The sequence below is a fragment of the Exiguobacterium sp. SH0S7 genome, assembly GCF_004337195.1.
GTDB classification, from domain to species: domain Bacteria; phylum Bacillota; class Bacilli; order Exiguobacteriales; family Exiguobacteriaceae; genus Exiguobacterium; species Exiguobacterium aurantiacum_A.
In genome coordinates, this window is the sequence record NZ_SJVA01000001.1 from 250,890 (window position 1) to 275,697 (window position 24,808).

27 protein-coding genes and 1 pseudogene are annotated in these 24,808 nt (G+C 52.3%); 5 read left to right on the top strand and 23 right to left on the bottom strand.

The features are described 5' to 3' along the window. Positions 1 to 103: 103 nt before the first annotated feature. Positions 104 to 352 (top strand): DUF2627 domain-containing protein, encoded by a 249-nt coding sequence (locus EVJ22_RS01340; RefSeq protein WP_016510497.1) that lies wholly within the window; start codon positions 104 to 106, stop codon positions 350 to 352. Between the two features lie 615 nt (positions 353 to 967). Here the strand turns inward: EVJ22_RS01340 and spo0A are convergent. The 10 genes from spo0A to nusB form a co-directional block, all read right to left on the bottom strand. Then, complete coding sequence (gene spo0A, locus EVJ22_RS01345) at positions 968 to 1,699, bottom strand: sporulation transcription factor Spo0A (RefSeq protein WP_084812906.1); 732 nt, start codon at positions 1,697 to 1,699, stop codon at positions 968 to 970. Further along, complete coding sequence (gene recN, locus EVJ22_RS01350) at positions 1,700 to 3,397, bottom strand: DNA repair protein RecN (RefSeq protein ID WP_070327062.1); 1,698 nt, start codon at positions 3,395 to 3,397, stop codon at positions 1,700 to 1,702. 13 nt (positions 3,398 to 3,410) lie between these two features. Continuing rightward, positions 3,411 to 3,860 (bottom strand): transcriptional regulator AhrC/ArgR, encoded by a 450-nt coding sequence (ahrC, locus tag EVJ22_RS01355; RefSeq protein ID WP_016510386.1) that lies wholly within the window; start codon positions 3,858 to 3,860, stop codon positions 3,411 to 3,413. A 148-nt stretch (positions 3,861 to 4,008) separates the two neighbouring features. Next, positions 4,009 to 4,830 (bottom strand): TlyA family RNA methyltransferase, encoded by an 822-nt coding sequence (locus EVJ22_RS01360; protein ID WP_070327061.1) that lies wholly within the window; start codon positions 4,828 to 4,830, stop codon positions 4,009 to 4,011. A 6-nt stretch (positions 4,831 to 4,836) separates the two neighbouring features. Further along, complete coding sequence (gene dxs / locus EVJ22_RS01365; protein WP_071397720.1) at positions 4,837 to 6,729, bottom strand: 1-deoxy-D-xylulose-5-phosphate synthase; 1,893 nt, start codon at positions 6,727 to 6,729, stop codon at positions 4,837 to 4,839. A 124-nt stretch (positions 6,730 to 6,853) separates the two neighbouring features. After that, complete coding sequence (locus EVJ22_RS01370) at positions 6,854 to 7,729, bottom strand: polyprenyl synthetase family protein (RefSeq protein WP_071397710.1); 876 nt, start codon at positions 7,727 to 7,729, stop codon at positions 6,854 to 6,856. Next, positions 7,726 to 7,956 (bottom strand): exodeoxyribonuclease VII small subunit, encoded by a 231-nt coding sequence (gene xseB / locus EVJ22_RS01375; protein ID WP_016510387.1) that lies wholly within the window; start codon positions 7,954 to 7,956, stop codon positions 7,726 to 7,728. The genes EVJ22_RS01370 and xseB overlap by 4 nt, the downstream gene beginning before the upstream one ends. Beyond that, the gene (gene xseA, locus EVJ22_RS01380) at positions 7,925 to 9,274 is read right to left on the bottom strand and encodes an exodeoxyribonuclease VII large subunit (protein WP_071397711.1); all 1,350 of its coding nucleotides are present in this window, start codon (positions 9,272 to 9,274) and stop codon (positions 7,925 to 7,927) included. Before xseA ends, xseB begins: the two co-directional genes overlap by 32 nt. After that, positions 9,267 to 10,103 carry a bifunctional methylenetetrahydrofolate dehydrogenase/methenyltetrahydrofolate cyclohydrolase gene (locus EVJ22_RS01385; protein WP_071397712.1) on the bottom strand — a complete coding sequence of 279 codons (837 nt, stop codon included), beginning with the start codon at positions 10,101 to 10,103 and terminating at the stop codon, positions 9,267 to 9,269. Before EVJ22_RS01385 ends, xseA begins: the two co-directional genes overlap by 8 nt. Before the next feature lie 63 nt (positions 10,104 to 10,166). After that, entirely contained in the window at positions 10,167 to 10,550 is a 384-nt protein-coding gene (nusB, locus tag EVJ22_RS01390) for a transcription antitermination factor NusB (RefSeq protein WP_071397713.1), read from the bottom strand. Positions 10,551 to 10,802: 252 nt separating this feature from the next. Here nusB and EVJ22_RS01395 point away from each other — a divergent pair. Beyond that, positions 10,803 to 11,577: pseudogene (locus EVJ22_RS01395) on the top strand (nuclease/transposase family protein). Positions 11,578 to 11,858: 281 nt separating this feature from the next. On the opposite strand, the gene accC reads toward EVJ22_RS01395, so the two are convergent. The 5 genes from accC to aroQ all read right to left on the bottom strand — a co-directional run bounded on the left by accC (position 11,859) and on the right by aroQ (position 15,868). Beyond that, on the bottom strand, positions 11,859 to 13,202 hold the full coding sequence (gene accC, locus EVJ22_RS01400) for an acetyl-CoA carboxylase biotin carboxylase subunit (RefSeq protein WP_071397714.1): 1,344 nt from the start codon (positions 13,200 to 13,202) through the stop codon (positions 11,859 to 11,861). Positions 13,203 to 13,209: 7 nt separating this feature from the next. Beyond that, complete coding sequence (gene accB, locus EVJ22_RS01405; RefSeq protein ID WP_131442941.1) at positions 13,210 to 13,656, bottom strand: acetyl-CoA carboxylase biotin carboxyl carrier protein; 447 nt, start codon at positions 13,654 to 13,656, stop codon at positions 13,210 to 13,212. 114 nt (positions 13,657 to 13,770) lie between these two features. After that, entirely contained in the window at positions 13,771 to 14,337 is a 567-nt protein-coding gene (gene efp / locus EVJ22_RS01410) for an elongation factor P (RefSeq protein ID WP_070327053.1), read from the bottom strand. Between the two features lie 30 nt (positions 14,338 to 14,367). After that, a complete protein-coding gene (locus EVJ22_RS01415) occupies positions 14,368 to 15,435 on the bottom strand; it encodes a M24 family metallopeptidase (protein WP_131443280.1) in 1,068 nt (355 codons plus the stop codon). Beyond that, positions 15,431 to 15,868: a type II 3-dehydroquinate dehydratase gene (gene aroQ, locus EVJ22_RS01420; protein WP_070327052.1), complete on the bottom strand. Its 438-nt coding sequence runs from the start codon at positions 15,866 to 15,868 to the stop codon at positions 15,431 to 15,433. Before aroQ ends, EVJ22_RS01415 begins: the two co-directional genes overlap by 5 nt. A gap of 141 nt (positions 15,869 to 16,009) precedes the next feature. Here aroQ and EVJ22_RS01425 point away from each other — a divergent pair, with 141 nt between their 5' ends. Further along, a complete protein-coding gene (locus EVJ22_RS01425) occupies positions 16,010 to 16,951 on the top strand; it encodes a DUF1385 domain-containing protein (RefSeq protein ID WP_131442943.1) in 942 nt (313 codons plus the stop codon). A gap of 16 nt (positions 16,952 to 16,967) precedes the next feature. Then, a complete protein-coding gene (locus EVJ22_RS01430) occupies positions 16,968 to 17,381 on the top strand; it encodes an SA1362 family protein (protein ID WP_131439864.1) in 414 nt (137 codons plus the stop codon). Between the two features lie 26 nt (positions 17,382 to 17,407). On the opposite strand, the gene hpt is transcribed toward EVJ22_RS01430, so the two are convergent. Further along, the gene (gene hpt, locus EVJ22_RS01435; protein WP_070327050.1) at positions 17,408 to 17,935 is read right to left on the bottom strand and encodes a hypoxanthine phosphoribosyltransferase; all 528 of its coding nucleotides are present in this window, start codon (positions 17,933 to 17,935) and stop codon (positions 17,408 to 17,410) included. Between the two features lie 175 nt (positions 17,936 to 18,110). Next, positions 18,111 to 18,539: a transcriptional regulator MntR gene (mntR, locus tag EVJ22_RS01440; RefSeq protein WP_070327049.1), complete on the bottom strand. Its 429-nt coding sequence runs from the start codon at positions 18,537 to 18,539 to the stop codon at positions 18,111 to 18,113. A gap of 164 nt (positions 18,540 to 18,703) precedes the next feature. Here mntR and EVJ22_RS01445 point away from each other — a divergent pair, with 164 nt between their 5' ends. Then, entirely contained in the window at positions 18,704 to 19,084 is a 381-nt protein-coding gene (locus tag EVJ22_RS01445) for a rhodanese-like domain-containing protein (RefSeq protein ID WP_016510373.1), read from the top strand. A 59-nt stretch (positions 19,085 to 19,143) separates the two neighbouring features. Here the strand turns inward: EVJ22_RS01445 and EVJ22_RS01450 are convergent, their stop codons facing one another. From EVJ22_RS01450 to gcvT, 6 genes are all read right to left on the bottom strand, one after another. Then, a complete protein-coding gene (locus EVJ22_RS01450) occupies positions 19,144 to 19,371 on the bottom strand; it encodes a thioredoxin family protein (protein WP_131442945.1) in 228 nt (75 codons plus the stop codon). A gap of 13 nt (positions 19,372 to 19,384) precedes the next feature. Then, positions 19,385 to 20,329, bottom strand: coding sequence for a permease (locus EVJ22_RS01455; RefSeq protein ID WP_071397723.1), 945 nt, complete (start codon positions 20,327 to 20,329; stop codon positions 19,385 to 19,387). Continuing rightward, positions 20,322 to 20,633, bottom strand: coding sequence for an ArsR/SmtB family transcription factor (locus EVJ22_RS01460; protein WP_233589556.1), 312 nt, complete (start codon positions 20,631 to 20,633; stop codon positions 20,322 to 20,324). Before EVJ22_RS01460 ends, EVJ22_RS01455 begins: the two co-directional genes overlap by 8 nt. A gap of 167 nt (positions 20,634 to 20,800) precedes the next feature. Beyond that, positions 20,801 to 22,276, bottom strand: coding sequence for an aminomethyl-transferring glycine dehydrogenase subunit GcvPB (gcvPB, locus tag EVJ22_RS01465; RefSeq protein WP_071397724.1), 1,476 nt, complete (start codon positions 22,274 to 22,276; stop codon positions 20,801 to 20,803). Further along, on the bottom strand, positions 22,276 to 23,613 hold the full coding sequence (gene gcvPA / locus EVJ22_RS01470; protein WP_071397734.1) for an aminomethyl-transferring glycine dehydrogenase subunit GcvPA: 1,338 nt from the start codon (positions 23,611 to 23,613) through the stop codon (positions 22,276 to 22,278). Before gcvPA ends, gcvPB begins: the two co-directional genes overlap by 1 nt. Positions 23,614 to 23,638: 25 nt before the next feature. Further along, positions 23,639 to 24,712 carry a glycine cleavage system aminomethyltransferase GcvT gene (gcvT, locus tag EVJ22_RS01475; RefSeq protein WP_131442948.1) on the bottom strand — a complete coding sequence of 358 codons (1,074 nt, stop codon included), beginning with the start codon at positions 24,710 to 24,712 and terminating at the stop codon, positions 23,639 to 23,641. Between the last annotated feature and the right edge of the window lie 96 nt (positions 24,713 to 24,808).

Sequence of the window (24,808 nt, forward strand, 5' to 3'; positions counted from 1 at the left end):
ATTCATGCTACTCAACCGCCTTCCTTTTCGCAACTCTTCGAAAAAGGCAGTGTCTCCGCTCTCGTTTTCTGTTAAAATAATGAATGGAAAAGGAGGAGATACTATGCGTGTGATCGCGCTTCTGATCCTAATCATCCCAGGCCTATTCGGTGTTTACGGCATCAAACTTTTACGTGACAGCTTCTTTTTAAAAACGAGTGCCCCATTCACATGGATCGAGTCGGTTGCTGCAGCATCGATGTTGCAAGGAACGTTCGGTCTGTTACTGGCAATGGGCGGTATCGGTTTCGTTGCAGGATATATCTTTAATCGCGACAAGAAGACAGGAAAAGTCCCACGAATAGATTCTTGAACACAAAAAAAAGGTTCCCTAACTTGACTTCATTTCAAGTGCGGAACCTTTTTATTCATATTGAATTGTGATCACTACGGATGATCTCCTTTCATACTTGCTATACTGCTTTGACATGAGATCCAATGGTCTTCTTAATGAAGAAGTTTGAAAGAAATTAGTAACTGCCGTCTTGCGTGAACGGAAACGTACTCATTCGAGTTACTAACAAATGTTCATCGGGTCATGTCCAACCATCCATTGTGAAGTCGAACGCTTGCCATTGAGATGTTCAACGATTGACAACACTCCTTTTGGTCAACTGAACGATTCGTTTTACCCTGACATGGGTCCCTAGCTTCGAACCGATGTCGGAATCGTCTCGCAAATGAGCGAATGTCGCGACCTCTCGTCGGAACAATAACGATTTGAGATGTCGTTCGCACCTCTGAGCTATTAACGGATAGCGAGCCGAGATGATTTCTTGCTCTAACCTGTTCCGGAACATGTTAGAAAGCGTTCATCTGACGCTCGTCCAAGTAACTTGGTACACCTTTATTATAACAAGAGTCATCAAAAATGCAAGCGCTTTCTTTATAAAACAGAAAAGAAATCAGGGGGATTCCCCTGACTCCTTCACTGTTGTTTGAACGATTGGTACGTTACGAAATACGAAATAAATTCTGAGTTTTTCGGGCTGCGCTCCCGCTCTGGACGACCGTCAAACATCTCGTGATCCCGCATCCCGTTTTCCCAAGCCGTCTTAATCGCGTGACGCATCGCCCGCTCGACCCGAGACGACGTCGTCTCATGTTCTTTGGCAATCATCGGATACAATTCCTTTGTGATCAACCCTAAAAGTTCTTGCCGCTCCCTCACATAGACGACCGCTTGGCGGATATACTTAAATCCTTTGATCCGCGGCGAGATGCCGAGCTGTTGCAACAAGAGCGAGATGTCGAGTTCTTCTGGCGACATCGGCTCGAATTCGCGGCTTGAACCCGCAGCCAGCTCGCGGATTTTAGAGATCAGTTGTTGAATGTTGAACGGTTTGACCAAGAAATAAGAAGCACCCAGTTGAACGGCTTGTTTCGTGACTTCATCTTTTCCGAAAGCGCTGAGCATGATCACTTCCGGCTTCGTGTGCGGCAAGTCTACTTGAAGCCGTTCTAGCACACCGATCCCGTCAAGATGCGGCATGATGATATCTAGCAGTAGCACGTCCGGCTGGTGTGTCTTGACGACGTCTAGGCATGCTTCGCCGTCGAAAGCGGTCCCTACGACTTTCAAGTCGGACTCGGACTCAAGTTGTCGAGTCAACAAGTCGACGATTTCACGATTGTCGTCCGCAATGCATAATGTAATCAATTAAGACACTCCTTCGATAAACTTCCGTTTTAATTGGAGGGACATATCAAGCAGCTCCTCCACATGCTGTTTCGTCAAATCGGTCATTTGCGCACCGGCAATCATTCTTCCGAGTTCATCGATGCGGTCCTCATGGCTAAGCGCGGCGACGTTTGTCTTCGTCCGTTCGTCCGTCTCGGTCTTCGTAATATACAAGTGATGATCCGCCATGGCGGCCACTTGGGCCAAATGCGTGATACAAAGCACTTGTGAACCGACCGACAAGCGGAAGATCTTCTCTCCCATCGCTTGGGCAACCCGTCCCGAGACACCCGTATCGACTTCGTCAAAAATAATTGACGCGACACCGACCGTCCTTGAGAAAATCGATTTTAACGCGAGCATGACCCGTGACAGCTCTCCGCCTGAGGCGACTTTCGCTAGCGGCTTGAACGGCTCTCCGACGTTCGTCATCATATAGAATTCGACTTGATCGAGCCCGTCCGCCTTGCACGACACTTCTTTGAATCGGACCTCAAATTTCGTCTTCTCCATATAGAGCTCTTTCAACTCACGCTGAATTGCCTTCTCAAGCTCGCCGGCTGCTCGTTTCCTTGCTGCCGACAACTCGAGGCCGGCCGAACGCATCAAATGTTCGAGCCTGTCGAGACGATCTGTTATTTCTTGAAGATGTTCTTCCCGATTTGTCATCGTTTTTAACTCTTCTGTGATTTTTTCTCCGTACGTGATGACGTCGTCAATCGTCGCCCCGTATTTCCGTTTCAATTGTTGGAACAACGCGAGGCGCGTTTCAATCTCATCGAGCCGGATCGGATCAAATTCAAGCGAATCGAGTTGGTCGCGCAATTGGAACTTGGCGTCTTCAAGCAGGAAGTATGCGTTCGAGATCATCTCGGCCATCGGCGCAAGTGATGCCGTGAGCGCCGAACCTTCTTCCATCTCCCGCATCGCGATGCCGATTTGATCAATCCCTTTCCCCTCGTCCGCAACGGCGTCGTAAGACAAGCGGACGTGCTGATGAATCCGTTCAAAGTTTGCAAGTTCGTTCCGTTCTTCAGTCAACGCCTGCTCTTCCCCGACTTTGAGCTCGGCCGCGTCGATTTCATTCGTTTGAAACGATAATAAGTCCATTCGTTGGGCCAATTCCTGCTCGCTCTGACTGAGTCGTTTCAGTTCATCAGCGACACGTTTCCAATCGGTGTACGTCTCGTGATAACGCGCTAACAACGGGGCCAAATCCGTTTCGCCGAAACTGTCCAATATGCCGAGATGATGCTCGGCATCCATCAAATGTTGATGCTCGTGTTGTCCATGAATATCGACCAAGAGACGTCCCAACTCACGCAACGTCGACAGCGGCATCATTTTGCCGTTGACACGACACACACTCTTGCCGCTACTATGTAAATCACGGCGCAAAATGACGGTCCCTTCCTCGATCTCGATTCCGTACTGCGTCGCCGCCTCGATGATCAAATGATCGGGTTCGACGACGAACAGCCCTTCGATTTCCGCTTTATCTTGACCGTAACGCACGAATTCACTCGAACCCCGTCCACCGACGAGCAGTCCGATCGCATCCAAGAGAATTGATTTTCCCGCCCCGGTCTCCCCGGTCAATACGGTCATCCCGCGCTTGAACGTGACGTTCAATTCATCGATGATCGCAAATTGTTTGATCGATAGTTCTGCTAACATCCGATAATTCACCTCATAACATTCCGAGTAGTCGTTCGATGATTTGTTTCGCTTGGTCCTCATCCCGCGCAATCATCAAGATCGTATCATCCCCGCACACTGTCCCGATCAATTCATCCCATGACAGGTGGTCAATCAAGACGCCGATCGCGTCCGCATTACCAGGCAACACCTTCATGACGACCAAGTTTTGGGCCGAGTCGACTGAGACGAAGCTGTCGCCGAGTATCCGTTTCATCTTGCCATACGGGTTGAAGCGCTGGTCGGCCGGCAGACTATACTTATAGCGGCCGTCGTTGAGCGGCACCTTGACGAGATGAAGTTCTTTAATGTCACGCGACACCGTCGCTTGCGTCACTGGGTAACCAGACCGATGGAGTTCGTCCACGAGTTCATCTTGGGTCTCAATTTCACGATTCGTAACGATTTCTCGAATTTTAATCAATCGCTGTCCTTTGTTCATACGCCCTGACACCTCATTTTTCGTTTCACATATACAGTATCATTCTAAAGTATTGACGAAAAAAGGTCTACCATTCCAAGGTTGAAAAGGAAAGATATGGTGAGCAACCACCTTTAAAAACAGCTGCAGACAAATCGTCTGCAGCTGTTCATACGGTTTTCTTCAGTTGAGTATGTGCCTTGTCGATGACCGCTGACACGTCGAGAGCTGGTTCGACCCCACCGATCCCCGTGTAACGGGCGAACAGCAAGAATTCGATATTGCCGTCACCGCCAGTGATCGGCGAGAAGTCGAGCCCTTCGACCCAGAACCCTTCAGATGCGAAGTAGCGGACCATCTCATTGACGACGCGTTCATGAATCGACCGGTCCCGAACGATGCCTTTTTTACCGACATCCGCTTTACCGGCCTCAAATTGAGGCTTGATGAGCGCCATGACGACACCGTCCGGTTTTAAAATTTGTTTTAACGGCGGAATCATCAGCCGAAGCGAGATGAACGAGACGTCAATCGTCGCAAAGTCGGGTTGAATCGGGAACTGCTCGTTCGTTGCGTGCCGAAAGTTCATCCGTTCCATGACGACGACACGTTCGTCGCTCCGAAGCTTCCAAGCCAACTGATTGTAACCGACGTCGACCGCATACATTTGCGTCGCCCCGTTTTGAAGGGCACAGTCGGTGAAACCACCCGTCGACGAGCCGATATCAATCCCGATACGTCCGGAGACGTCGAGCGGGAACACTTGGAGTGCTTTTTCAAGCTTTAATCCGCCACGGCCGACGTAAGGCATCGTCTGCCCTTTGACTTCGAGCGGGATGTCGTCAAACACTTTATCGCCGGCTTTATCGAGCCGCTCCGTCCCGCTGTATACGATTCCGGCCATGACGGCCCGTTTCGCTTTCTCTCTCGTCTCCGCTAACCCGCGATCGACGAGCAATACATCTAATCTTGTTTTATTTCGTTTTTCCATAATTCCTCACACATTCTGTCGATTTGTCATTTGAATGAACTGCTCTACCGATTCCGCGATTTGAGACGGTCTGAGTCCGATCTCTTCTAGCAGTTGATTGACCGCGCCATGTTCAATATAACGGTCCGGAATCCCTAGACGAAGGACGCGCGGGAACTGTCTCGCATCACTCGCATGCTCGAGCACGCTGCTTCCGAATCCTCCGGCAAGAACGGCCTCTTCGAGCGTGACGAGCGGGATGCCTTCCTCATAGAGTGCGGTAAGCATCGCATCGTCGAGCGGTTTGATCGTACGGCAGTTGATGACCCGTACGCTCCGTTGTCCTTCGAGGAGCGTTCTCACTTCTAGCGCATCTTGCACTTGCGGCCCGAACGTCAAGATGGCCACGTCCGTCCCGTCAGCCACGACTTCCCACTCATCGAGCGGAAGTTCACGCAACGTCTCACTCATCGGGGTACCGATGCCTTCTCCGCGCGGGAACCGCACAGCGATCGGTCCATCATCATATTTTAACGCCGTGTAGACGAGATGTTGCAATTCTTCCTCATCTTTCGCCATCAAAATCCGAATGTTTGGCACATGGCGCATGAAGGCGATATCGAACACGCCTTGGTGCGTCTCCCCGTCGGCGCCGACAAGGCCCGACCGGTCAATCGTGAAGACGACGTTCAAGTTTTGGCGGCAAATATCGTGTACGAGCTGATCATAGGCGCGCTGGAAGAACGTCGAATAGATTGAAACGACCGGTTTGAGACCTTGTGTCGCTTGACCTCCGGCGAGCGTGACCGCATGTTGCTCGGCGATGCCGACGTCAAACATGCGTTCCGGGAATTGCTTGTTGAAACAGTCCAGTTTCGAACCGACGCTCATCGCTGGCGTGATCAACGTCACACGCTCATCCGTCTCCGCGACTTTCGTGATCGTTTCGGCAACGACTTTTGAATAGCTCGGTCCTTTGACTTTCCCTTTAATGACTTCACCAGATTCAATCTTGTACGGTCCGAGACCGTGCCACGTCCCGATGCCATCTAGTTCGGCCGGACGATAGCCTTTGCCTTTTTTCGTGATGACATGGACGAGTACCGGTCCATCAATTTTTTTCGCATACTCGAGTGTCTCGAGCAAATCTTTCAAATCGTGACCGTCCGTCGGTCCGAAGTAAGTGAAGCCAAGTTCTTCGAAGAACGTACCCGGTATGAGTGCCGACTTCAACATGTCCTTGACTCGTTCGCCACTGCGTTCGAGCGAACTTCCGACAATCGGGATGTGCTTGATGAGCGCTTCGACTTCCTCGCGGGCATGCTTCAGTTTACGTGACGCCCGCATCCGGCCGAGCATATTATGCATCGCCCCGACGTTTGGCGCGATCGACATTTCATTGTCATTTAAAATGACGATGACGTTTTGTTTCTCGGCCCCGATGTGATTGAGTGCTTCGAGCGCCATTCCGCCCGTGAGAGCACCGTCTCCGATGATGGCGATGGCGCGATCATCCGCTCGCCCTTTTAGCTCGTTGGCGATGGCAATCCCCATTGCCGCCGACAACGAGGTCGAACTGTGCCCCGTCTCCCATACATCGTGCTCGCTCTCACAGCGCTTCGGGAACCCACATAAGCCATTATACTGGCGAAGCGTGTCGAACTGGTTCGTCCGTCCCGTTAAAATTTTGTGGACATAGGCTTGATGCCCCACGTCCCATACGAGTTGATCTTTCGGACTGTCAAATACACGGTGTAAGGCAAGCGTCAACTCGACAACGCCGAGGTTCGGTCCGAGATGCCCTCCCGTTTCTGCCAATTTTTCAATCAAGAACCGTCTGATGTCTGCGCCAAGCGCTTCGATCTCGGTCACCGACATTTTCTTTAAAAATGACGGGTCTTGAATGGATGTCAGGTCCATGATGACCATCCTTTCTCCTGTCGTATTACTGATTCGTACCTTACATTTTACAAGAATGTGTCCATATATGCTATACATACAGAAAAACAAAGGTGACACGATGTGCTCATCGTGTCACCTAAAGTCAATGATTGCGTTTGACGACAAAATAAAGTAGCTCATGCAAACGAGGTGAAGCGACCGACAGTTCGGCGAGCGCAGCTTCAGCTTGCGCGACTTCTTGAGCGAGCGCTTGTTTCGCACCGTCAAGACCGAGCAGCTTCGGATACGTCGATTTATCGTTCCCTTCGTCCGAACCGACGCGTTTCCCGATCAACGCCTCATCGCCTTCGACGTCTAAAATGTCATCTTGGATTTGGAACGCAACACCGAGATGCGCTCCGAAACGCTTCAATGCCGCTTGGTCGCTTGCGGACGCATCGGCCAAAATCGCTCCTGCTTCGAGCGCATAGACGAGCAGCGCCCCGGTCTTGCGGGCATGAATCGACTGAAGCGTCTCTAGCGATACGTGTAGTCGTTTCTCGGCTAGCATGTCGTCTAGCTGTCCACCGACCATCCCGGCGCTACCGGCCGCCTCGCTGAACCGTGAAATCAAACTCACTAGTTTTTCAGGCGCGGCGTGCGTGCGGGTGATCACTTGAAATGCGTCCGTCAAGAGCGCATCGCCCGCAAGGATCGCGGTCGCTTCATCAAACTGGCGATGGTTCGTCGGACGGCCTCTGCGGACATCGTCGTCGTCCATCGCCGGCAAATCGTCATGAATGAGTGAATACGTATGTACCATCTCGAGTGCGACGGCGGCTTCGTGACCAATTTCAATCGGTCGGCCGTATGTATCGAGGACGGCGTACAGGAGGGCCGGACGAATCCGTTTCCCACCCGCCTCTAATGAATAGGTCATCGCTTCGAACAGTCGCTCCGGCATGGAAGCGTCGTCAACGAGACGACTCATCGCCTGTTCGACCGCACGTTTCCACTCATCGAGCATCAACTGACTCATACGGCGCCTCCTTTGTCACGGAGCGTACCGTCAAGTTCTAAAATTTCGTCCATTTTCTTTTCGGCAGCCGTCAATTTTGACTGACAAAGCGCCGACAGACGAACACCTTCCTCGTAGAGCGTCATCGCTTCTTCAAGCGCGACTTCTCCAGTCTCAAGTTTCGCCACGATGTCTTCGAGTCGGGCTAGCGCCGTCTCAAACGTCTGTTCTTCTTGTTTCTTCGCCATAATGTCTCTCCTTCACTTCCGCGACGGCGTGACCGTCTCGGAAACGGATCGTCACGACTCCGTCATGTAGTTGTTTGACATCTTTCACGTACGTCCCGTCTTGCTCGGTAAGCGTATAGCCTCGGGATAGGACCGCGAGCGGGCTGACCGCATGCAACCTGCCGACCTGCGCGGCAAAGCGTTCGGTCGGCCGTTCGAGCGGCCGAATCCGGTTCAGTCGTCCTTCAAATTGACGGTACCGTTCATCGTTCGTCCGCAGTGCCCGAGCCAAATTCCGGACATCGAGCCGCTGCTGCGATTGAGCGAGACGATGGCGGGCGAACGTCAGTTGTTTGGTGACACCTTGCTCGAGCCGGATCTCAGCCTGAGCGAACCGGTCCCGCTTTTGTGAGAGCGTGAACCGCGGCGACTTCAACCCGTAGCTGTTCGCCGCCCGTTCGAGCCGGTCGCGCACAGCTGTCATTTGATTCGTGACGGAACGCTGCAACTGCATCGTCAAACGCTCGACGTCTTTTCGCTGCGCATCGATCGTCGCCGTCGCAAGTTCCGCCGCAGCCGTCGGTGTGGCCGCACGTAAATCGGCGACAAAATCGGCAAGCGTGAAGTCGGTTTCGTGACCGACGGCCGAGATGACCGGAATCGTCGAGTTGTAAATCGCTTCAACGACGATATCTTCGTTGAACGCCCACAGTTCCTCGATCGAGCCGCCGCCCCGGCCGACGATCAAGACGTCACAGTCCGTCCGTTCGTTCATCCAGCGAATCGCACTCGCCACTTGCGGGGCCGCCAAGTCACCTTGGACGGCAACCGGGGCGAACGTGATGGCTACGTGTGGCGCCCGGCGCCGCAGTGTCGTCGCGATGTCGTGCAAGGCAGCACCTTTGGGGGACGTGATGATCCCGATTCGTTCAGGGAAGGCCGGGAGCGAACGCTTCCGGCCCGCGTCGAACCACCCCTTCGCTTCGAGTTCGCGTTTTCTCGCCTCGTAACGTTCAAACAATAGACCGACACCGTCTTGACGCATCAGTTCAACGTACAGCTGAACGTCACCCGTCGCCTCGTACATCGTCACGCGCGCGACGACGACGACGTTCATCCCGTCTGTCGGTTCGAACGTGAGCGTTCTGGCGTCACGTGAAAACATGACGGCTTTCATACGAGACGCCTCATCTTTCAACGTGAAATAGCAATGACCCGAAGCGTAACGTTTAAAGTTCGAGATCTCACCGACGACCGCGATTTGTTGTAAAATCGGATCGTCGTCAAGCTGTCGTTTGACGTAACGGACGACTTCGGACACTTGAATCGCATTAGCCACGCGAAGCGACCTCGACCGTGTTATGCATGAGCATCGTGATCGTCATCGGTCCGACGCCGCCAGGTACAGGCGTGATGGCGCTCGCCACGTCTTTGACACCTTCATAGTCGACGTCCCCGACGAGACGATTGTCGACACGGTTGACACCGACGTCGATGACGATCGCACCTGGTTTGACCATGTCGGCCGTGACGAGTCCGGCCCGTCCGACCGCGACGATCAAAATATCGGCCTGTCTCGTCATCGCTCCGAGGTCAGCCGTCTTCGAATGGCAATACGTGACAGTCGACGACTCGTTCAAAAACAGCATGCCGACCGGTTTGCCGACGATCTGACTTCTCCCGACGACGACGACATGCTTCCCGACGAGGTCGGTCTGCGTTTTGACGAGGTGTAAAATGCCATGCGGCGTGCACGGCAACAGCGTGTCAAGACCGAGCATCATCTTCCCGACGTTCTCTGGATGGAAGCCATCGACGTCTTTGTCTGGTGAAATTCGCATGATGACGCGCGATTCATCGATATGGTTCGGTAACGGGAGTTGGACGAGAATCCCATGTACCGCTTGATCTTCATTCAATAAATCAATCAGCTTCAGTAAATCCGCTTCGGTCATGTCATCATCAAATCGAAGTATTTGCGAGTCGATGCCAATCTCTTTGGCCGCTCGCTCTTTCCCGCGAACGTAACTGTGGCTCGCTGGGTCGTCCCCGATTAAAATGACTTTTAATTTCGGGGTGATACTGCGCGCCCGAAGAGCTGTCACCTGATCTTTCAACGTTTCCCGATACGATGCTGCGATTTGTTTCCCGTCGATCACTACTGCCATCTCTCTCATCCCCCGTTATGTTAGGTTTCTCTGTAGTTGGTGTGGTGTCTTCTCTGTTTATACTTACGCTTTAATGATGTTTCCGAGTACGCCGTTCACGAGTTTGGCCGCTTCTTCGTCAGCGAATGACTTAGCGAGTTCGACCGCTTCATTGATCGTGACTTTATCTGGAATCGTTTCGACATACAGCAATTCATATGTCGCCATCCGAAGAATCGTCCGCTCGACGTTGCCGAGTCGGTCAAGCCGCCAGTTCTTTAAGTTCTCGATGAGCAACGCGTCGATCTCGTCTTTCTTCTCCAACGTTTCAACGACGAGTTGCTCGTAGAATGGATCTGTTTCCATGCCGTCGAGGGCAAATTCGATAGCCTCGTCTACCTCAAGTTTTGATACTTCGATTTGAAAAAGCGTTTGAATCGCTTTTTCCCGTGCTTCATGACGTTTCATTCAGATACTCTCCTTTTGCTTGCTTTCATCTTTAATCGGCAAGGATACCCCTACTTCAATCGTGCTCCGGGCACAGCCCGACGATAAGTGGGGGAGAAATTGCCGCCGGGACTGAATCACGCATGTCCGTTTTGGCAGACAACGTCGCTATCGATACCGGCCTCATCTCTTGCCCATCCTCTCCGGTTGTTCGTTTGTAAACTGTTCTCTACGGGAAAAAAATATTATCTCTAGTGAAAGGCGGTGAACCCAATGTCCACCATCACTGCGAAGGTCCAACTCTTCGTCCCGCCCCCTCAAGCGGCTATCCTGAGGGCAACGATGGACGCATACCGGTCGGCTTGTGACTGGCTGTCGGGACACGTCTTCGAGACGAGGGACCTGAACCAGGCGAGCCTCAACGACTCGCACTATGCCGAGCTCCGGCAACGGTTCGGCCTGAAGAGCCAGATGGCCCAGTCGGTCATGAAGACGGTGATCGCTCGGTACAAGTCGGCGAAGTCGAACGGGCACGCGTGGTCCCGTGTGGAGTTCAAGCGTCCCGAATACGACCTCGTCTGGAACCGCGACTACTCGCTCACCCAGGACCGGTTCAGCGTGAACACGCTGGACGGACGGATCAAGCTGGACTATGCGCGTAAGGGCATGAGGCAGTACTTCAACGGAACGTGGCGGTTCGGCACAGCCAAACTGGTGCACAAACACGAGAAATGGTTCCTACACATCCCCGTGACGAAGACGTTCCCCGAACTCGACGACGCTTGCGTCACAAACATCGTCGGTGTGGACCTCGGCATCAACTTCCTGGCGGTCACGTACGACAGCCAGGGCGAGACCACCTTCTACGACGGAAGAATGGTGAAGCACAAGCGAGGCACGTTTAAAGCCACCCGCGAACCGGGACAAGAAGCTGCACACGTTCCAATGCAAGAACTGCCGGTACCGATCGAATGATGACCGCGTCGGCGCGATGAACCTGCATCGGAAAGGCATCGAACACATCGGTACAGGTGCCACGGGAGCATGACCCCCATGGAAGGGGCGAGGTCAACCGTCCCGATGTTCCGCCACGCGAAGGTAGGAGGCGCATGAGCGCCGTCCGCACTACCGGGCAGGAACGAGCGTAACCGTACTCTACGAGGGTAGAGGCGCCGTCGAGTCCTCGATGGACGCAAGCCCCCACCTCAAACGGACCGTCAAGGCGTTAAGTGGCGGGTTGTTGACTGTGATAGTTTAGCATAAAGCACTCACAAATTCAGTACAAAAAACAAGGAAGCCCGAAATAATGTTCGGGCTTCCTCGTTCGACTCATTTCGTCAGTATCATTTCTTTTTCGACAAATTTCGTGTCGAACGCACCGTTACGGAAATGTTCGTGCGCCATGACTTGTTGATGGAACGGAATCGTCGTATGAATACCCGACACCGTGAACTCGTCAAGGGCACGGAGCATCTTCGCAATCGCTTCCTCGCGCGTAGGGGCGTGGACGATCAACTTCGCCACCATCGAGTCATAGAACGGCGGGATGACGGCACCTGCGTATAAGCCGCTGTCGACCCGTACCCCCATTCCTCCTGGAACGATATATTGATCGATCTTGCCGGCCATCGGACGGAAGTCGGTGAACGGGTCTTCGGCGTTAATGCGGCATTCGATCGAATGACCGCTAAAGACGATATCGGCCTGTGAGATGGCGAGCGGATGCCCGAGCGCGACTTCAAGTTGCGCTTGGACGAGATCAAAGCCGGTGATCATCTCCGTGACCGGATGCTCGACTTGGATTCGCGTGTTCATTTCCATAAAGTAAAACTCGTTCGATTCAGGGACATAAATAAACTCGATCGTCCCGGCGCCCGAATATTGGATCGCTTTCGCCGCTTTGACGGCCGCTTCTCCCATCGCTTGACGCGTCGCCTCGTCGATCGCAGGCGACGGGGCCTCCTCGATCAGTTTCTGCATCCGGCGTTGGATCGTGCAGTCCCGTTCTCCTAAATGAATGACGTTCCCGTACTGGTCAGCGAGCACTTGCACCTCGACGTGACGGAACGATTCGATATATTTCTCTAAATAGACGTCACCGTTCCCAAAGGCTTGCTTCGCTTCTTTACGGGTCGCGACGAGTCCTTTGATGAGCTCTTCTTCGTCGAAAGCGACACGAATCCCGCGTCCGCCGCCTCCTGCCGTCGCCTTGATGATGACCGGATAACCGATTTCTCGGGCGAGTTCAATCGCCTCATCGTCCGTCACGACACCGCTCGATCCCGGGACGACAGGCACACCTGACTCGATCATCGTCCGTTTCGCTTCATCTTTAATGCCCATCTTCCGAATCGCATAGCTGCTCGGACCGACGAACTGGATCCCGCACGCTTCGCTCATCTCGGCGAACTCGGCATTTTCTGCCAAAAATCCATACCCAGGATGGATCATCGTCGCATCGACCGCACAAGCGACCGACAAGATGTTCGGGATATTCAAATAAGAGTCTTTCGACGGGTTCGGTCCGATACAATACGCCTCGTCCGCGAGACGAACGTGCAACGCCTCACGATCTGCCTCCGAAAAGACGGCGACTGTCGGGATATTCATTTCTTTGGCTGCCCGAATGATTCGTACCGCGATCTCGCCGCGGTTTGCAATGAGTAATTTCATAGCACCCTCACTTCACGCTAAAGAGCGCTTGGCCATATTCGACTAGATCGCCGTCGGCGACGAGGATTTCAACGACTTCCCCGCTGATTTCGGCCTCGACATCGTTGAACAGTTTCATCGCTTCTAATATACAGACGACCTGACCCATCTCGACACGGTCGCCTACTTTGACGTATGTGTCTTTATCCGGGGCCGGGCGTGAATAAAACGTTCCGACCATCGGAGATGTGATGGTACGTAAGTTGCTCACTTCCGCTTGAGGCGCTTCGCTCTCTTCTACGGCTGGTCCAGATAACGGAGCAGTACTCGGTTGAGCAAGCGGTGTGCTCGCGACGATTTGCTGCGCCGTTTCTTTTTTTAATGACAGTTTGAACTCGGACGTCTCGAGCTCCATCTCATGGATAGACGTCTGGTCGAGCAGTTCAATCAGCTCTTTAATATGATCGATTTGCATGAAATAAACCCCCTATTTATACCTGGTACTAATCTCTACTCTACTATAACTGGTCAGACCAGTGAATGCAACGACAAAAAAAGTGCCCATTCGTTTGAATGGACACTGCTCGTATTACCCGTTATAACGTCCCATGAAGTCGCCGGTACGTGTGTCGACCGTTACTTTTTCACCTGGCTCGATGAAGAGCGGGACTTGAATGATATGGCCTGTCTCGACCGTAGCGTTCTTTTTGACGTTCGACGCCGTATCCCCTTTAACACCTGGGTCAGCTTCTGTGATCGTCAAGACGACCGTCGTCGGAAGCTCGATCCCGAGGATCTCACCGTTATAATCAGCGATGCTCACTTCCATGTTCTCGAGCATGAACGGAAGCGCCGCTTTCACTTGCTCGCCCGTCAATTCGAGCTGCTCATATGACTCCGTATCCATGAAGACGTACGTGTCGCCCATCGGATACAAATACTGCATTTTTTTACGTTCGATGTGAGCGCGTTCGACCCGCTCGCCGCCCCGGAACGTCGTCTCTTGAATCGCACCAGAACGTAAGTTGCGCATTTTTGTACGAACGAACGCTGCGCCTTTACCTGGTTTGACGTGTTGGAACTCGATGACTTGCCAAATCGAACCATCTGATGTTTTGACTGTTAATCCTGTCTTTAAATCGTTTACTGATACCATATTGATTTCCTCCTAAAAATGAGCTGAGACTTAAGCCTCGATCGTGATTAACTCTTTTGGCGACTGCGTGAGACGGACATTTCCATCCTTCGTGATGACGATATCATCTTCGATGCGGCAGCCACCGATGCCGGCGATGTAGATCCCTGGCTCGATTGTGACGACCATCCCAGGTTCGAGCACCGTGTCAGACCGGAATGACAACCCTGGCGCCTCATGTACTTCCATTCCGAGTCCGTGACCGGTTGAGTGGCCGAAGTACTCGCCGTACCCAGCTTCTTTGATGACGTCACGCGTCAACGCGTCAGCCTCGATGCCAGTGATGCCGGCCCGAGTCCCTTCCACGCCTGCCAGTTGGGCACGTAACACCGTGTCATAAATCTCGCGCAATTTGTCTGAGATCTCGCCGACTGCGAGCGTGCGCGTAATATCCGAACAGTACCCTTTGTAGTACGCTCCGAAATCGAGCGTCACGAGTTCACCGGCTTCGATGACTTTGTCACTGGCCACACCGTGCGGCAATGCCGAACGATGACCAGAAGCGACGATCATATCGAATGAAGACGAATCCGCACCTTGGCCGCGCATGAACATCTCCAACTCATTGGCGACTTCTTTCTCAGTGCGTCCTGGGCGAATGAACGTCTGGATGTGGGCAAACGCCGCATCAGCAATCGCCGCAGCTTCCTTCATTATCTTAATCTCTGCCTCGTCCTTAATCAAGCGCAGCTTTTCCACGATTCCTGACGTCTCGACCAGTTCAGCCGCTACTTCTTTTTCATAAGCCCGATACGTCCCGACCGTCATGTCATCTTGTTCGATCCCGAGACGCTTCACCCCTTCTCGGCTCGCGATGTCAGACACCGACTTGATGAGCGATGTTTCGAGCTCGATGATGTCATAACCGGTTACTTGGCTAGCTGCCTGCTCGGTATAGCGGAAGTCCGTGATGAAACTCGCCGCCTTCGCTGTGATCAAAATGACCCCACTCGACCCGGTAAACCCAGACAAGTAACGAATGTTCTCTCGTTTCGTCACGAGCAATCCATCGATCCCGTTCATTTCTAACTGAGCTTGTAGCTTGTTGACGCGTTCAATCATGTCGATTCCTCCAATGTTCGATGAGTGCATGCAACGCGAGCGTATAGCTCGTCAATCCGAAGCCGCTGATGACGCCGAGGCAGACACCGGCAAGTTTCGATTCGTGACGAAACGACTCACGGGCATGCACGTTCGAGATATGTACTTCGACGACCGGGGCTGAAATAGCGGCAATCGCGTCCCGCAATGCAATCGACGTATGCGTATACGCCCCGGCGTTCAAGATGACGCCCGCGTAATCATACGCCTCATGCAACGCATCGATCAGCTCACCTTCATGATTGGACTGGATGAACGTGAGACGAACATCTCCCGGTGCTTCGAGCAACAGTTCTGCCGTCAAGCCTTTCAGCGAGACATCCCCGTACACATCCGGTTCCCGTCTACCTAGCAAGTTCAAATTCGGTCCGTTCAAGACAAGTATATGCACAAGCCTTCCCCCTCATTCGTCAAGTCTTTCTTATTGTAACAAATTTATGCGACGAGCGATAATCGCGTCACCTGAGGTTTCGTTTTTCGATCGAATCACGTTATAATTCAACTATATACTTGTCAGAATCGAGGAGAACCTATGAAAAATAAAAAGTTGATCCCCGTCGGCGGTCAAGCACTCGTCGAAGGCGTCATGTTCCAAGGACGCACCGAGAGCGCCTCGGCCATCCGGCGTAAAGACGGATCGATCGAGACGTTCAAACAGCCTCGACTCCTCGTCCCGTGGGTCCAATCGTTGAAAAAAGTCCCGTTCCTTCGCGGCATCGTCGCTTTATACGAGTCGTTAAAGAACGGATCGGCCCACATGAACTTCGCGAGCGATCGCTATGACGTCGACCCGAGCGAAGACGTCACGGAGAAACCAGAGCAGAAGCAAAACATCCTCATGGTCATCATGATCGCCATCGTCGGTGTCATTTCTTACATCTTCGGAAAATTGATCTTCAACGTCACCCCGGCGCTCCTTGCCGCTATGTTCCAAAACGTGCCCGCACTGTCCGGTCACGTGATTCAAAACCTGCTCGAAGGGGGAATTAAACTAGTATTACTGCTCAGCTACCTATACTTGATTTCATTGACCCCGCTCATCAGACGCGTCTTCCAATATCATGGCGCCGAGCATAAAGTTATCAACTGCTACGAATCCGGACGACCGATCACCGTTGATAACGTCCGTTCAAGCTCACGCCTCCACTATCGGTGTGGTTCAAGCTTCATCCTGTTCACCGTTTTTGTCGGCATCGGCGTCTATATGGTCGTCCCGATCGACCCACTTTGGGTCCGGCTCGTCAGCCGGATCGCGCTGTTGCCGGTCGTCATCGGCATCTCGTTCGAGGTGCTTCAATTCACCAATCGCTTCCGGGAGCATCGGTTTTTATCCGTGCTCGGTAAACCAGGACTTTCATTGCAACTATTAACGACGCGAGAACCGAACGACGAACAGATTCGCGTCGCCATCGAAGCGTTCGAGACGTGGGAACGTTCCGAACTCGGTCAACTGGACGTCCAAAGAGAGGGATAAAGAGGAGGAAAACACCATGATCAGACAAAGAATCGGCTCGACCGCGGCGACCATCGTGTTCATCTTAGGCTTCATCGGAGTCGGACATATGTTAGCGACCGATCCTGGTCGATTGTTCAGACAGCTACTCTTCATCGGTATTTTCGGGTTAATCTTTTACGTGATTTACCGGGTCTTCATGGCTCCTAAAATTTCGGCCGAGGACGTGCGTTACCGGAAGACCGCACAAGCGTCGAAAAAACGGATGGCGCGACCGGGCAATAGCCAAAAAGTCAAACCTTCCGCAGCGGCCGCTAAGAAAAAGAACACCAAATCAGGCTCGAACGTGACCAAACTGTCGAAGCGCACGAGCGTCCATCGCAGCGACGCCCCTCACCTGACCGTCATCGAAGGGAAAAAGGGCAAGAAGAAAAAGAAAGCGAACATGTAAAAGGAGCGCCTCGAGAGGCGCTCCTTTTAGTCTGTCTCGACAAATCCGATATACGGTAAGTTGCGGTATTGTTCCGCGTAGTCGATGCCGTACCCGATGACGAACTCATCTGGAATCTCGAATCCGACATAATCCGCGTCAAGTTGGACGAGGCGACGAGCCGGTTTATCGAGCAACGTGCAAATTTTCAATTCTCCCGGTTGATGCAGCTTCATATGCTGACACAAAAATTTGAGTGTCTGACCGGTATCGATGATGTCCTCGATAATGACGACATATTTCCCTTCGACGTCGAGGTCGAGATCTTTCCGAAGTTGGACGTTACCGCTCGAGACCGACTTTTTCCCGTAAGACGAAGTCGCGACCGTGTCCAGTTGGACGCTCCCTTTCATCTGTCGCATCAAATCAGCAGCGAACACGAGTGAACCTTTTAACACGGGTACGAGGACGATTGGTGTCCCGGCCGCATCACGTTCGATCTGTTCCGCGAGTTCAGCGACGCGCTGTTTGATCTGCGCTTCATCAAATAACTTCCCTTTGATTTGAATATTCATTTGTCGGCGATTGTTCGCCGTCACCCCCTCGTTTATCTATCCAGCAATCATTTTATCATACAACCAATCAAAAAAAAGGATTTAATTCAATAAAACGATGTTAATGTTCGGATTTTGGTTAAGGCGCATAAAAAAAAGACCACTATCCGCTTCAACAGTCGGCTAGTGGTCGATTTCACTCATCGCGTGTCATATTCAGTTCTTGAAACTGTCGAAACTGCTCCATCAGCTCGGGTTTGTCTTCAAAGAATTCGACGAATTGGGTCATGCAGTCAAGCGTGTTCGAACTCAAATGATGTTCGATGCCTTCAACATCCTCATAGACGTGCGCTTCATCGACTCCGATCAGCCGCAAGAACGACTCGAGCATCGTATGCCGCTCGACGAGCCGCTTGCCGATCTTCTGCCCTTTATTCGTCAACATTAGGCCTCTGTATTTTTCATACACCAAATAACCTTCCCGGTCTAACTTTTGCACCATTTTCGTGACTGAGGAGGGATGCACCCCTAAATGTTCGGCGATATCAGATACACGGGCGTATCCTTTCTCGACCATCAGTAAGTAGATTCGTTCTAAGTAGTCTTCCATACTCGGTGTCGGCATGGGCGTAGCCTCCCCTTATGTTCCGTTCTCCAATCTCCATTTTAGCGTAACCCGTGTAAAACAGAAAGCAGAACGGGCAAATCGTCTAGTCAATCATTGTCTCATGACCTTAAATTCTTTATAATGAATGTTGGTGAAACTTAATAGAGAAAGGGAGAACATCAATGGGAATCGAAACAATCCTCGTCATCATCCTCTGGGCTGCGCTCATCGCATACATCGTCTGGCGCTTCATGCCGGCTCGTGGTTTGAAAAAAATGAAACAAGAAGAATTTCGCGCTTCGCTCCGCAAAGGACAATTGATCGACGTCCGTGAACCGAACGAGTACAAAGGAGGCCACATCATCGGGGCCCGTAATATCCCGGTCGGCCAGATGAAACTTCGGATGAAAGAGCTACGGAAAGATCAACCGATCCTCATGTACTGTCAAGGCAAGTCGCGTACGAACCAAGCGGCCAAACTGCTCATGAAAAATGGCTACACCGATATCTATATGCTTGAAGGCGGATTTAAAAACTGGAAAGGGAAAGTCAAAAAAGACTGACCCTCACAAACAAGCGTTGCTCCAACATTCGTTGGGGCAACGCTTGTTTGATTGAACGTTCAAAAGAATTTAGCGATCGATTTTGGTGTTAAAACTTTCCCTACCGATTTGATTTCCTCATTGACGACGAGGCCAGGCGTGCTCATAATTCCATACGACATAATTTTCTCGATGTCCGTCACTTTTTCAACCGTCGCTGTCTTCCCAGTTAGTCGTAACGCTTCTACGACGTTTTGCTCCAGCGTTTTGCAATTGCGACACCCGGTCCCTAAAATTTTTATGTTCATGTTTGACTCCTCCTCATAGTATAAAATTGAATAAGTAACCAATTATCGTGATCCCTAACGTCACAATGACGAAGAAAATGATGACGAGCTCTTTCTTCAACACTCGGCTCAACAATAGACCTTCAGGTACAGACAAAGCGACGGTCGACATCATGAATGCAAGAGCCGTTCCGATCGCCATCCCTTTCCCTACGAGCACTTCGATGACTGGCAACGTCCCGATCGCATTGGAATAGAGCGGGACCCCGATCAACGTTCCAACGATTGGGCCATACCAGTTATCTCCCCCTGCGACACGCATAATGAACTCGGCCGGGATGAACCCGTGAAACCCTGCCGCGATCGCAATCCCAATCAGTAAATAAGGTCCCACTTTTTTTACGGTCTCATAGACGCTATTGAGCGCTGTCACTAAACGATCTGCTTGTGATAATTCAATTGTGACCGCGACTTGTTGACTTTTGATTTGATATACGTAGTCTTGCACATACTTTTCAAGATGTAACTTTTCAATTAGCAGGCCAGCGAACAATGCGACCATCACCCCTGCAAATACATATAAGAACGCGATCTTCCAACCGAACATCGAGATGAGAAGGACGATGGAAACTTCATTCACAATCGGTGACGTGATGAGAAACGTGAACGTCATCCCGAGCGGAATACCCGCTTCCACGAACCCGATGAAAAAGGGGATCGTCGAGCAGGAACAGTACGGCGACAAGACGCCTAGACCAGCGGCACCAATATATCCGCCGATTTTCCGCTTGCCACTCAAATAGTCGCGAACTTTTTCTACAGGGAAATAACTGCGAATATATCCGATCACAAAAATCATAATGCTCATCAGGACGGTTATTTTTACGACGTCCATCACGAAAAATTGTACAGCTTCACCGAAACGGCCACTTAGATCAAGGACGTCGTATGCGATAAAGTCTCCAATCCGATCAAACATGTTCACCCACTTCTTTCTCTGTCAATTGGAAAACGGTGTTCCGTCCCAAGCGTGTAGAGCGAATGACTTCACCACGCTCTAGCAAACGGAGGTGATGTGTCAACGTAGAGTTCGGCATCTCGAGCGCGCTCGACAGTTCACATAAGCACATCGGGGCTATGCCTAACAGGCGGACGATCTTTAACCGAGTTGGATCTGCCAGCCCTTTATGGAAGGCGGCTTGTCGCTCGAGCTCTCCCTCATCAAATTGACAGATACGCAAAGATTCGCGAAGTTCTTCGTCCGTTTTCAAAGTCCATTCCATCTTCATCACCTCCTCTTATATAACTAGTTTGCTAGTTATATAGTTTCAAGTCCACACACTTGTTCAACTATTCACATTTAAGACATTTTTTAGTTCATACAATCGTCACAACCACTCATCTTGGCACAAATCAAAAACCCGCTCGCGAATTGCGAGCAGGTTGTGGCTTAGTTGATTGAGGATGGTTGGCGTCGCTCATACTTCAATACCGGCTTACGGGCAGCGAGCGTCTCGTCGAGTCGTTTGACGACCGTCGTGTGCGGCGCCGTCTGAACGATCTCCGGATTCTCTTCTGCCTCTTTGACGATCTGAAGCATCGCGTCACAGAACGCGTCGAGCGTCTCTTTCGATTCCGTCTCGGTCGGCTCGATCATGATGCACTCCTCGACGTTGAGCGGGAAGTAGATCGTCGGCGGATGGTATCCGAAGTCGAGCAATCGTTTGGCGATGTCGAGCGTACGGACACCGAGTGCTTTTTGACGTTTACCCGACAAGACGAATTCGTGCTTGCAGTACGTGTCGTACGGCACATCGAACGCGTCCTTCAAACGGGCGAACATGTAGTTGGCGTTCAACACTGCTTCGCGCGAGACACGCGTCAGCCCTTCGGCGCCCATCGTCTTAATGTAGCTGTAGGCGCGTACGTTGATGCCGAAGTTTCCATAGAACGGTTTGATGCGTCCGATCGACTGTGGGCGATCGTAATCGAGCGCAAAGCCTGAGTCCGCTCTTTTTACGATCGGTGTCGGCAAGTACGGGATCAAGTCGCGCTTGACGCCGACTGGTCCCGAGCCCGGGCCGCCGCCGCCGTGCGGTCCTGTGAACGTCTTGTGCAAGTTCAAGTGGACGACGTCAAAGCCCATATCACCAGGACGAGCGATCCCTAGAATCGCGTTCGAGTTGGCACCGTCGTAGTACAGTTTACCGCCTGCCTCATGGACGACTTTGGCAATTTCAAGAATGTCTGCCTCGAACAAACCGAGCGTGTTCGGGTTCGTGAGCATGAGCGCTGCCGTGTCGTCCCCGACTTTCGCTTTTAAGTCAGCGAGGTCGACGAGTCCCCGCTCATCCGATTTGACCGTGACCGTCTCGAATCCGGCGACGACGGCCGAGGCCGGGTTTGTCCCGTGCGCCGAGTCCGGGACGAGTACTTTCGTCCGATTCATATCGCCGTTATGCTGGTGGAATGCTTTGATCAACATGAGTCCGGTCCATTCCCCGTGGGCCCCGGCTGCCGGTTGGAGCGTCACTTCGTCCATCCCCGTGATTTCAGCGAGCTGGTCTTGAAGGTCGACCATCATCTCGAGCGCCCCTTGCACCGATTCGATCGGTTGGAGCGGGTGGATGTGGGCGAACCCAGGCAGACGTGCCATATCTTCGTTCACTTTCGGGTTGTATTTCATCGTACATGATCCGAGCGGATAGAAGCCGGAATCGACACCGTGGTTCCGCGTCGACAGCGACGTATAGTGACGAACGACATCTAGTTCCGACACTTCCGGCAGTTCGGCCGCCTCTTGACGAATCATCGACGCCGGTAACAGCGCCTCGATATCAACTTCGGGCACGGTCGGTGTCGGCAAGTTGTAACCGGTACGTCCGGCACGTGACACTTCAAAAATGAGCGTTTGTTCGTGTTGCATCAGTTCGTCCCCCCAACCACTTCAATAAATCCGTCAATCTCTTCTTTCGTGCGCAGTTCGGTCGCACATAGCAACATCTGTGTTTGACGATCAGCATCATACGTTCCGAGCGGCAATCCACCGATGATCCCATTGTCAAGCAAGCGGCGTGACACGGTTTCCGCATCGGTACCGAAATCGACGACGAACTCGTTGAACATCGGTCCTTCATCGATGATTGGGTGACCGGCCGACTTCAGCGCCTCTTTCATATAGTGGGCCGTTTGAATGTTGCGGACGGCCATGTCACGAATCCCATATTTCCCGAGCGCGGACATCGTGATCGAGGCGGCGAGCGCATTGAGCGCCTGGTTCGAGCAGATGTTCGATGTCGCTTTATCGCGGCGGATATGCTGTTCCCGTGCCTGTAGCGTCAAGACGAAGCCGCGTTTCCCGTCCTCGTCGACCGTCTGACCGACGAGACGACCCGGCAGTTTACGCATGAGCGCCTTTTTGACGGCGAAGTAGCCACACGATGGACCACCGAAACTTTGCGGGATCCCGAACGGTTGGGCATCGCCGACCGTGATATCGGCCCCGAGCGCACCAGGAGACTCTAAAATACCGAGTGCGAGCGGGTTGCTCGATACGACAAAGAGCGCACCGGCATCATGGGCCGCTTTCGCGAGCGTCGCCAAGTCCTCGACGCGCCCGTAGAAGTTCGGGTACTGAACGACGAGACACGAGGCGTCCGTCAAATCGATGTCCGTCAAATTCGTCACGCCGGCCGCAACATGTGTATATTCAACGGAAAGTCCCGGTCCATCCGCGTATGTGCGGATGACGTCTTTCGCTTCCGGGTGAACAGCACCAGAGACGATGACACGTTTCTTCTTCGTATGAGCGCTCGCGAGGTACGTCGCTTCCGCGAGTGCGGTAATGCCGTCGTACATCGACGAGTTGGCGACGTCCATCCCCGTCAGTTCACAAATCATCGTCTGGAACTCGAACATCGCTTGCAGTTCACCTTGTGAAATTTCAGGTTGATACGGCGTATATGCCGTGTAAAACTCAGAACGGAGCAACATATGGTTCATGACGCTTGGCGACAAGTGGTCGTACATGCCGGCTCCTAGAAAACTCGGATGTGATTTCGTGTGAAGGTTCTTCTCGGCAAGCTTCGTCATGTGGCGGACGAGATCGACTTCTGGGAGCGGAGCGCCGATGGCAGACAACGATGCCGTCTCCCGGAGCGTGGCCGGGATATCTTCAAGCAAATCTTCGATCGATTCGACACCGATCGTCTGGAGCATATCGCGTTCGTCTTGCTCGGTCATCGGTAAATAACGAAATTCCATTCTGTTCATTCTGAATCCCCCTGTTTCATTTACGTTTATAAAACGGTGTCGGCACACGTTCGGCTTCTATTTGCTTGCCCCGAACTTCGACGATGAAGTTTGATTGTTCGATGAATCGGCGATCGATCCGGGCCCAAGCGATCGATTCGTTAACGGTCGGCGGCATCGTTCCCGTCGTGACGACGCCGATCGTCTCGCCGTCAAACAAGACGGGCGCACCTTGGCGGGCAATCCCGCGGCCGAGCAGCTTCAAGCCGATCAAACGGCGCGGAATATCTTCTTTTTGTTTGACGAGGGCATCTTTCCCGACGAAGTCGGTATCGAGCTTGACCGCAAAGTTCAAGTTGGCCTCGAACGGCGTCACCGTCTCGTCTAACTCATGCCCGTACAACGGTAGACAAGCTTCAAAACGGAGCGTGTCACGTGAACCGAGCCCGCACGGCGTCACTTGTTCTGCTTCAAGCGCAGTCCAAATCTTCGAGACATCTTCGGCCCGGGCGTATACTTCGAACCCATCCTCACCTGTATAGCCGCTCCGCGAGACGATTGCCGGCACACCGGCAACGTCGCCGCTCAAAAACCGGAAGAACTTGATCTCATGCAGCGGTAAGTCCGTGATGCGTCCGAGTACTGTTTCTGCAATCGGACCTTGGATCGCGATTTGACCGTACGCATCCGATTCATCGGTCACAGTGACGTCCCCTGATACGTATCGACGGACGTGGGCCACGTCTTTTTCAATATTCGAGGCGTTGACGACGAGCCAATACGCGTCTTCATCGAGCCGATAGACGAGCAGGTCATCGACGACCCCACCGTCAGGTAAACAGAACAAGTTGTATTGCGCTTGCCCGATATTCAGCTTCGAGACGTCATTCGTCACAAGACGTTGGACGTTTTCGAACGCGTCCGGACCTTCAATCCGAATTTCCCCCATGTGCGATACATCGAACATGCCAACCCGCTCCCGAACCGCTTGATGCTCTTCTTTGATTGACGAGAACATGATGGGCATCTCAAACCCCGCAAAATCCACCATCTTCGCCTTCGTAGAAATCAGGTCATACAAAGGCGTACGTTTCAACGTTAACTTCTCCATAATATCCCCCAATCCCGAACGTAATTAATCCATTTGATGAAATATTTCGTTTTCTATTCCACTCTATCAAGTTTTTGACGCGCTGCCTAGCAAAAA

Bases quoted from the DNA above. Each gene is read 5' to 3' on its own strand.
- EVJ22_RS01340 (WP_016510497.1), top strand. From the start codon at position 104: ATGCGTGTGATCGCGCTTCTGATCCTAATCATCCCAGGCCTATTCGGT.
- recN (WP_070327062.1), bottom strand. From the start codon at position 3,397: ATGTTAGCAGAACTATCGATCAAACAATTTGCGATCATCGATGAATTG.
- ahrC (WP_016510386.1), bottom strand. From the start codon at position 3,860: ATGAACAAAGGACAGCGATTGATTAAAATTCGAGAAATCGTTACGAAT.
- EVJ22_RS01360 (WP_070327061.1), bottom strand. From the start codon at position 4,830: ATGGAAAAACGAAATAAAACAAGATTAGATGTATTGCTCGTCGATCGC.
- dxs (WP_071397720.1), bottom strand. From the start codon at position 6,729: ATGGACCTGACATCCATTCAAGACCCGTCATTTTTAAAGAAAATGTCG.
- EVJ22_RS01370 (WP_071397710.1), bottom strand. From the start codon at position 7,729: ATGAGTCAGTTGATGCTCGATGAGTGGAAACGTGCGGTCGAACAGGCG.
- xseB (WP_016510387.1), bottom strand. From the start codon at position 7,956: ATGGCGAAGAAACAAGAAGAACAGACGTTTGAGACGGCGCTAGCCCGA.
- EVJ22_RS01385 (WP_071397712.1), bottom strand. From the start codon at position 10,103: ATGGCAGTAGTGATCGACGGGAAACAAATCGCAGCATCGTATCGGGAA.
- nusB (WP_071397713.1), bottom strand. From the start codon at position 10,550: ATGAAACGTCATGAAGCACGGGAAAAAGCGATTCAAACGCTTTTTCAA.
- accC (WP_071397714.1), bottom strand. From the start codon at position 13,202: ATGAAATTACTCATTGCAAACCGCGGCGAGATCGCGGTACGAATCATT.
- accB (WP_131442941.1), bottom strand. From the start codon at position 13,656: ATGCAAATCGATCATATTAAAGAGCTGATTGAACTGCTCGACCAGACG.
- efp (WP_070327053.1), bottom strand. From the start codon at position 14,337: ATGGTATCAGTAAACGATTTAAAGACAGGATTAACAGTCAAAACATCA.
- EVJ22_RS01425 (WP_131442943.1), top strand. From the start codon at position 16,010: ATGAAAAATAAAAAGTTGATCCCCGTCGGCGGTCAAGCACTCGTCGAA.
- EVJ22_RS01430 (WP_131439864.1), top strand. From the start codon at position 16,968: ATGATCAGACAAAGAATCGGCTCGACCGCGGCGACCATCGTGTTCATC.
- hpt (WP_070327050.1), bottom strand. From the start codon at position 17,935: ATGAATATTCAAATCAAAGGGAAGTTATTTGATGAAGCGCAGATCAAA.
- mntR (WP_070327049.1), bottom strand. From the start codon at position 18,539: ATGCCGACACCGAGTATGGAAGACTACTTAGAACGAATCTACTTACTG.
- EVJ22_RS01445 (WP_016510373.1), top strand. From the start codon at position 18,704: ATGGGAATCGAAACAATCCTCGTCATCATCCTCTGGGCTGCGCTCATC.
- EVJ22_RS01450 (WP_131442945.1), bottom strand. From the start codon at position 19,371: ATGAACATAAAAATTTTAGGGACCGGGTGTCGCAATTGCAAAACGCTG.
- EVJ22_RS01455 (WP_071397723.1), bottom strand. From the start codon at position 20,329: ATGTTTGATCGGATTGGAGACTTTATCGCATACGACGTCCTTGATCTA.
- EVJ22_RS01460 (WP_233589556.1), bottom strand. From the start codon at position 20,633: ATGGAATGGACTTTGAAAACGGACGAAGAACTTCGCGAATCTTTGCGT.
- gcvPB (WP_071397724.1), bottom strand. From the start codon at position 22,276: ATGCAACACGAACAAACGCTCATTTTTGAAGTGTCACGTGCCGGACGT.
- gcvPA (WP_071397734.1), bottom strand. From the start codon at position 23,613: ATGGAATTTCGTTATTTACCGATGACCGAGCAAGACGAACGCGATATG.
- gcvT (WP_131442948.1), bottom strand. From the start codon at position 24,712: ATGGAGAAGTTAACGTTGAAACGTACGCCTTTGTATGACCTGATTTCT.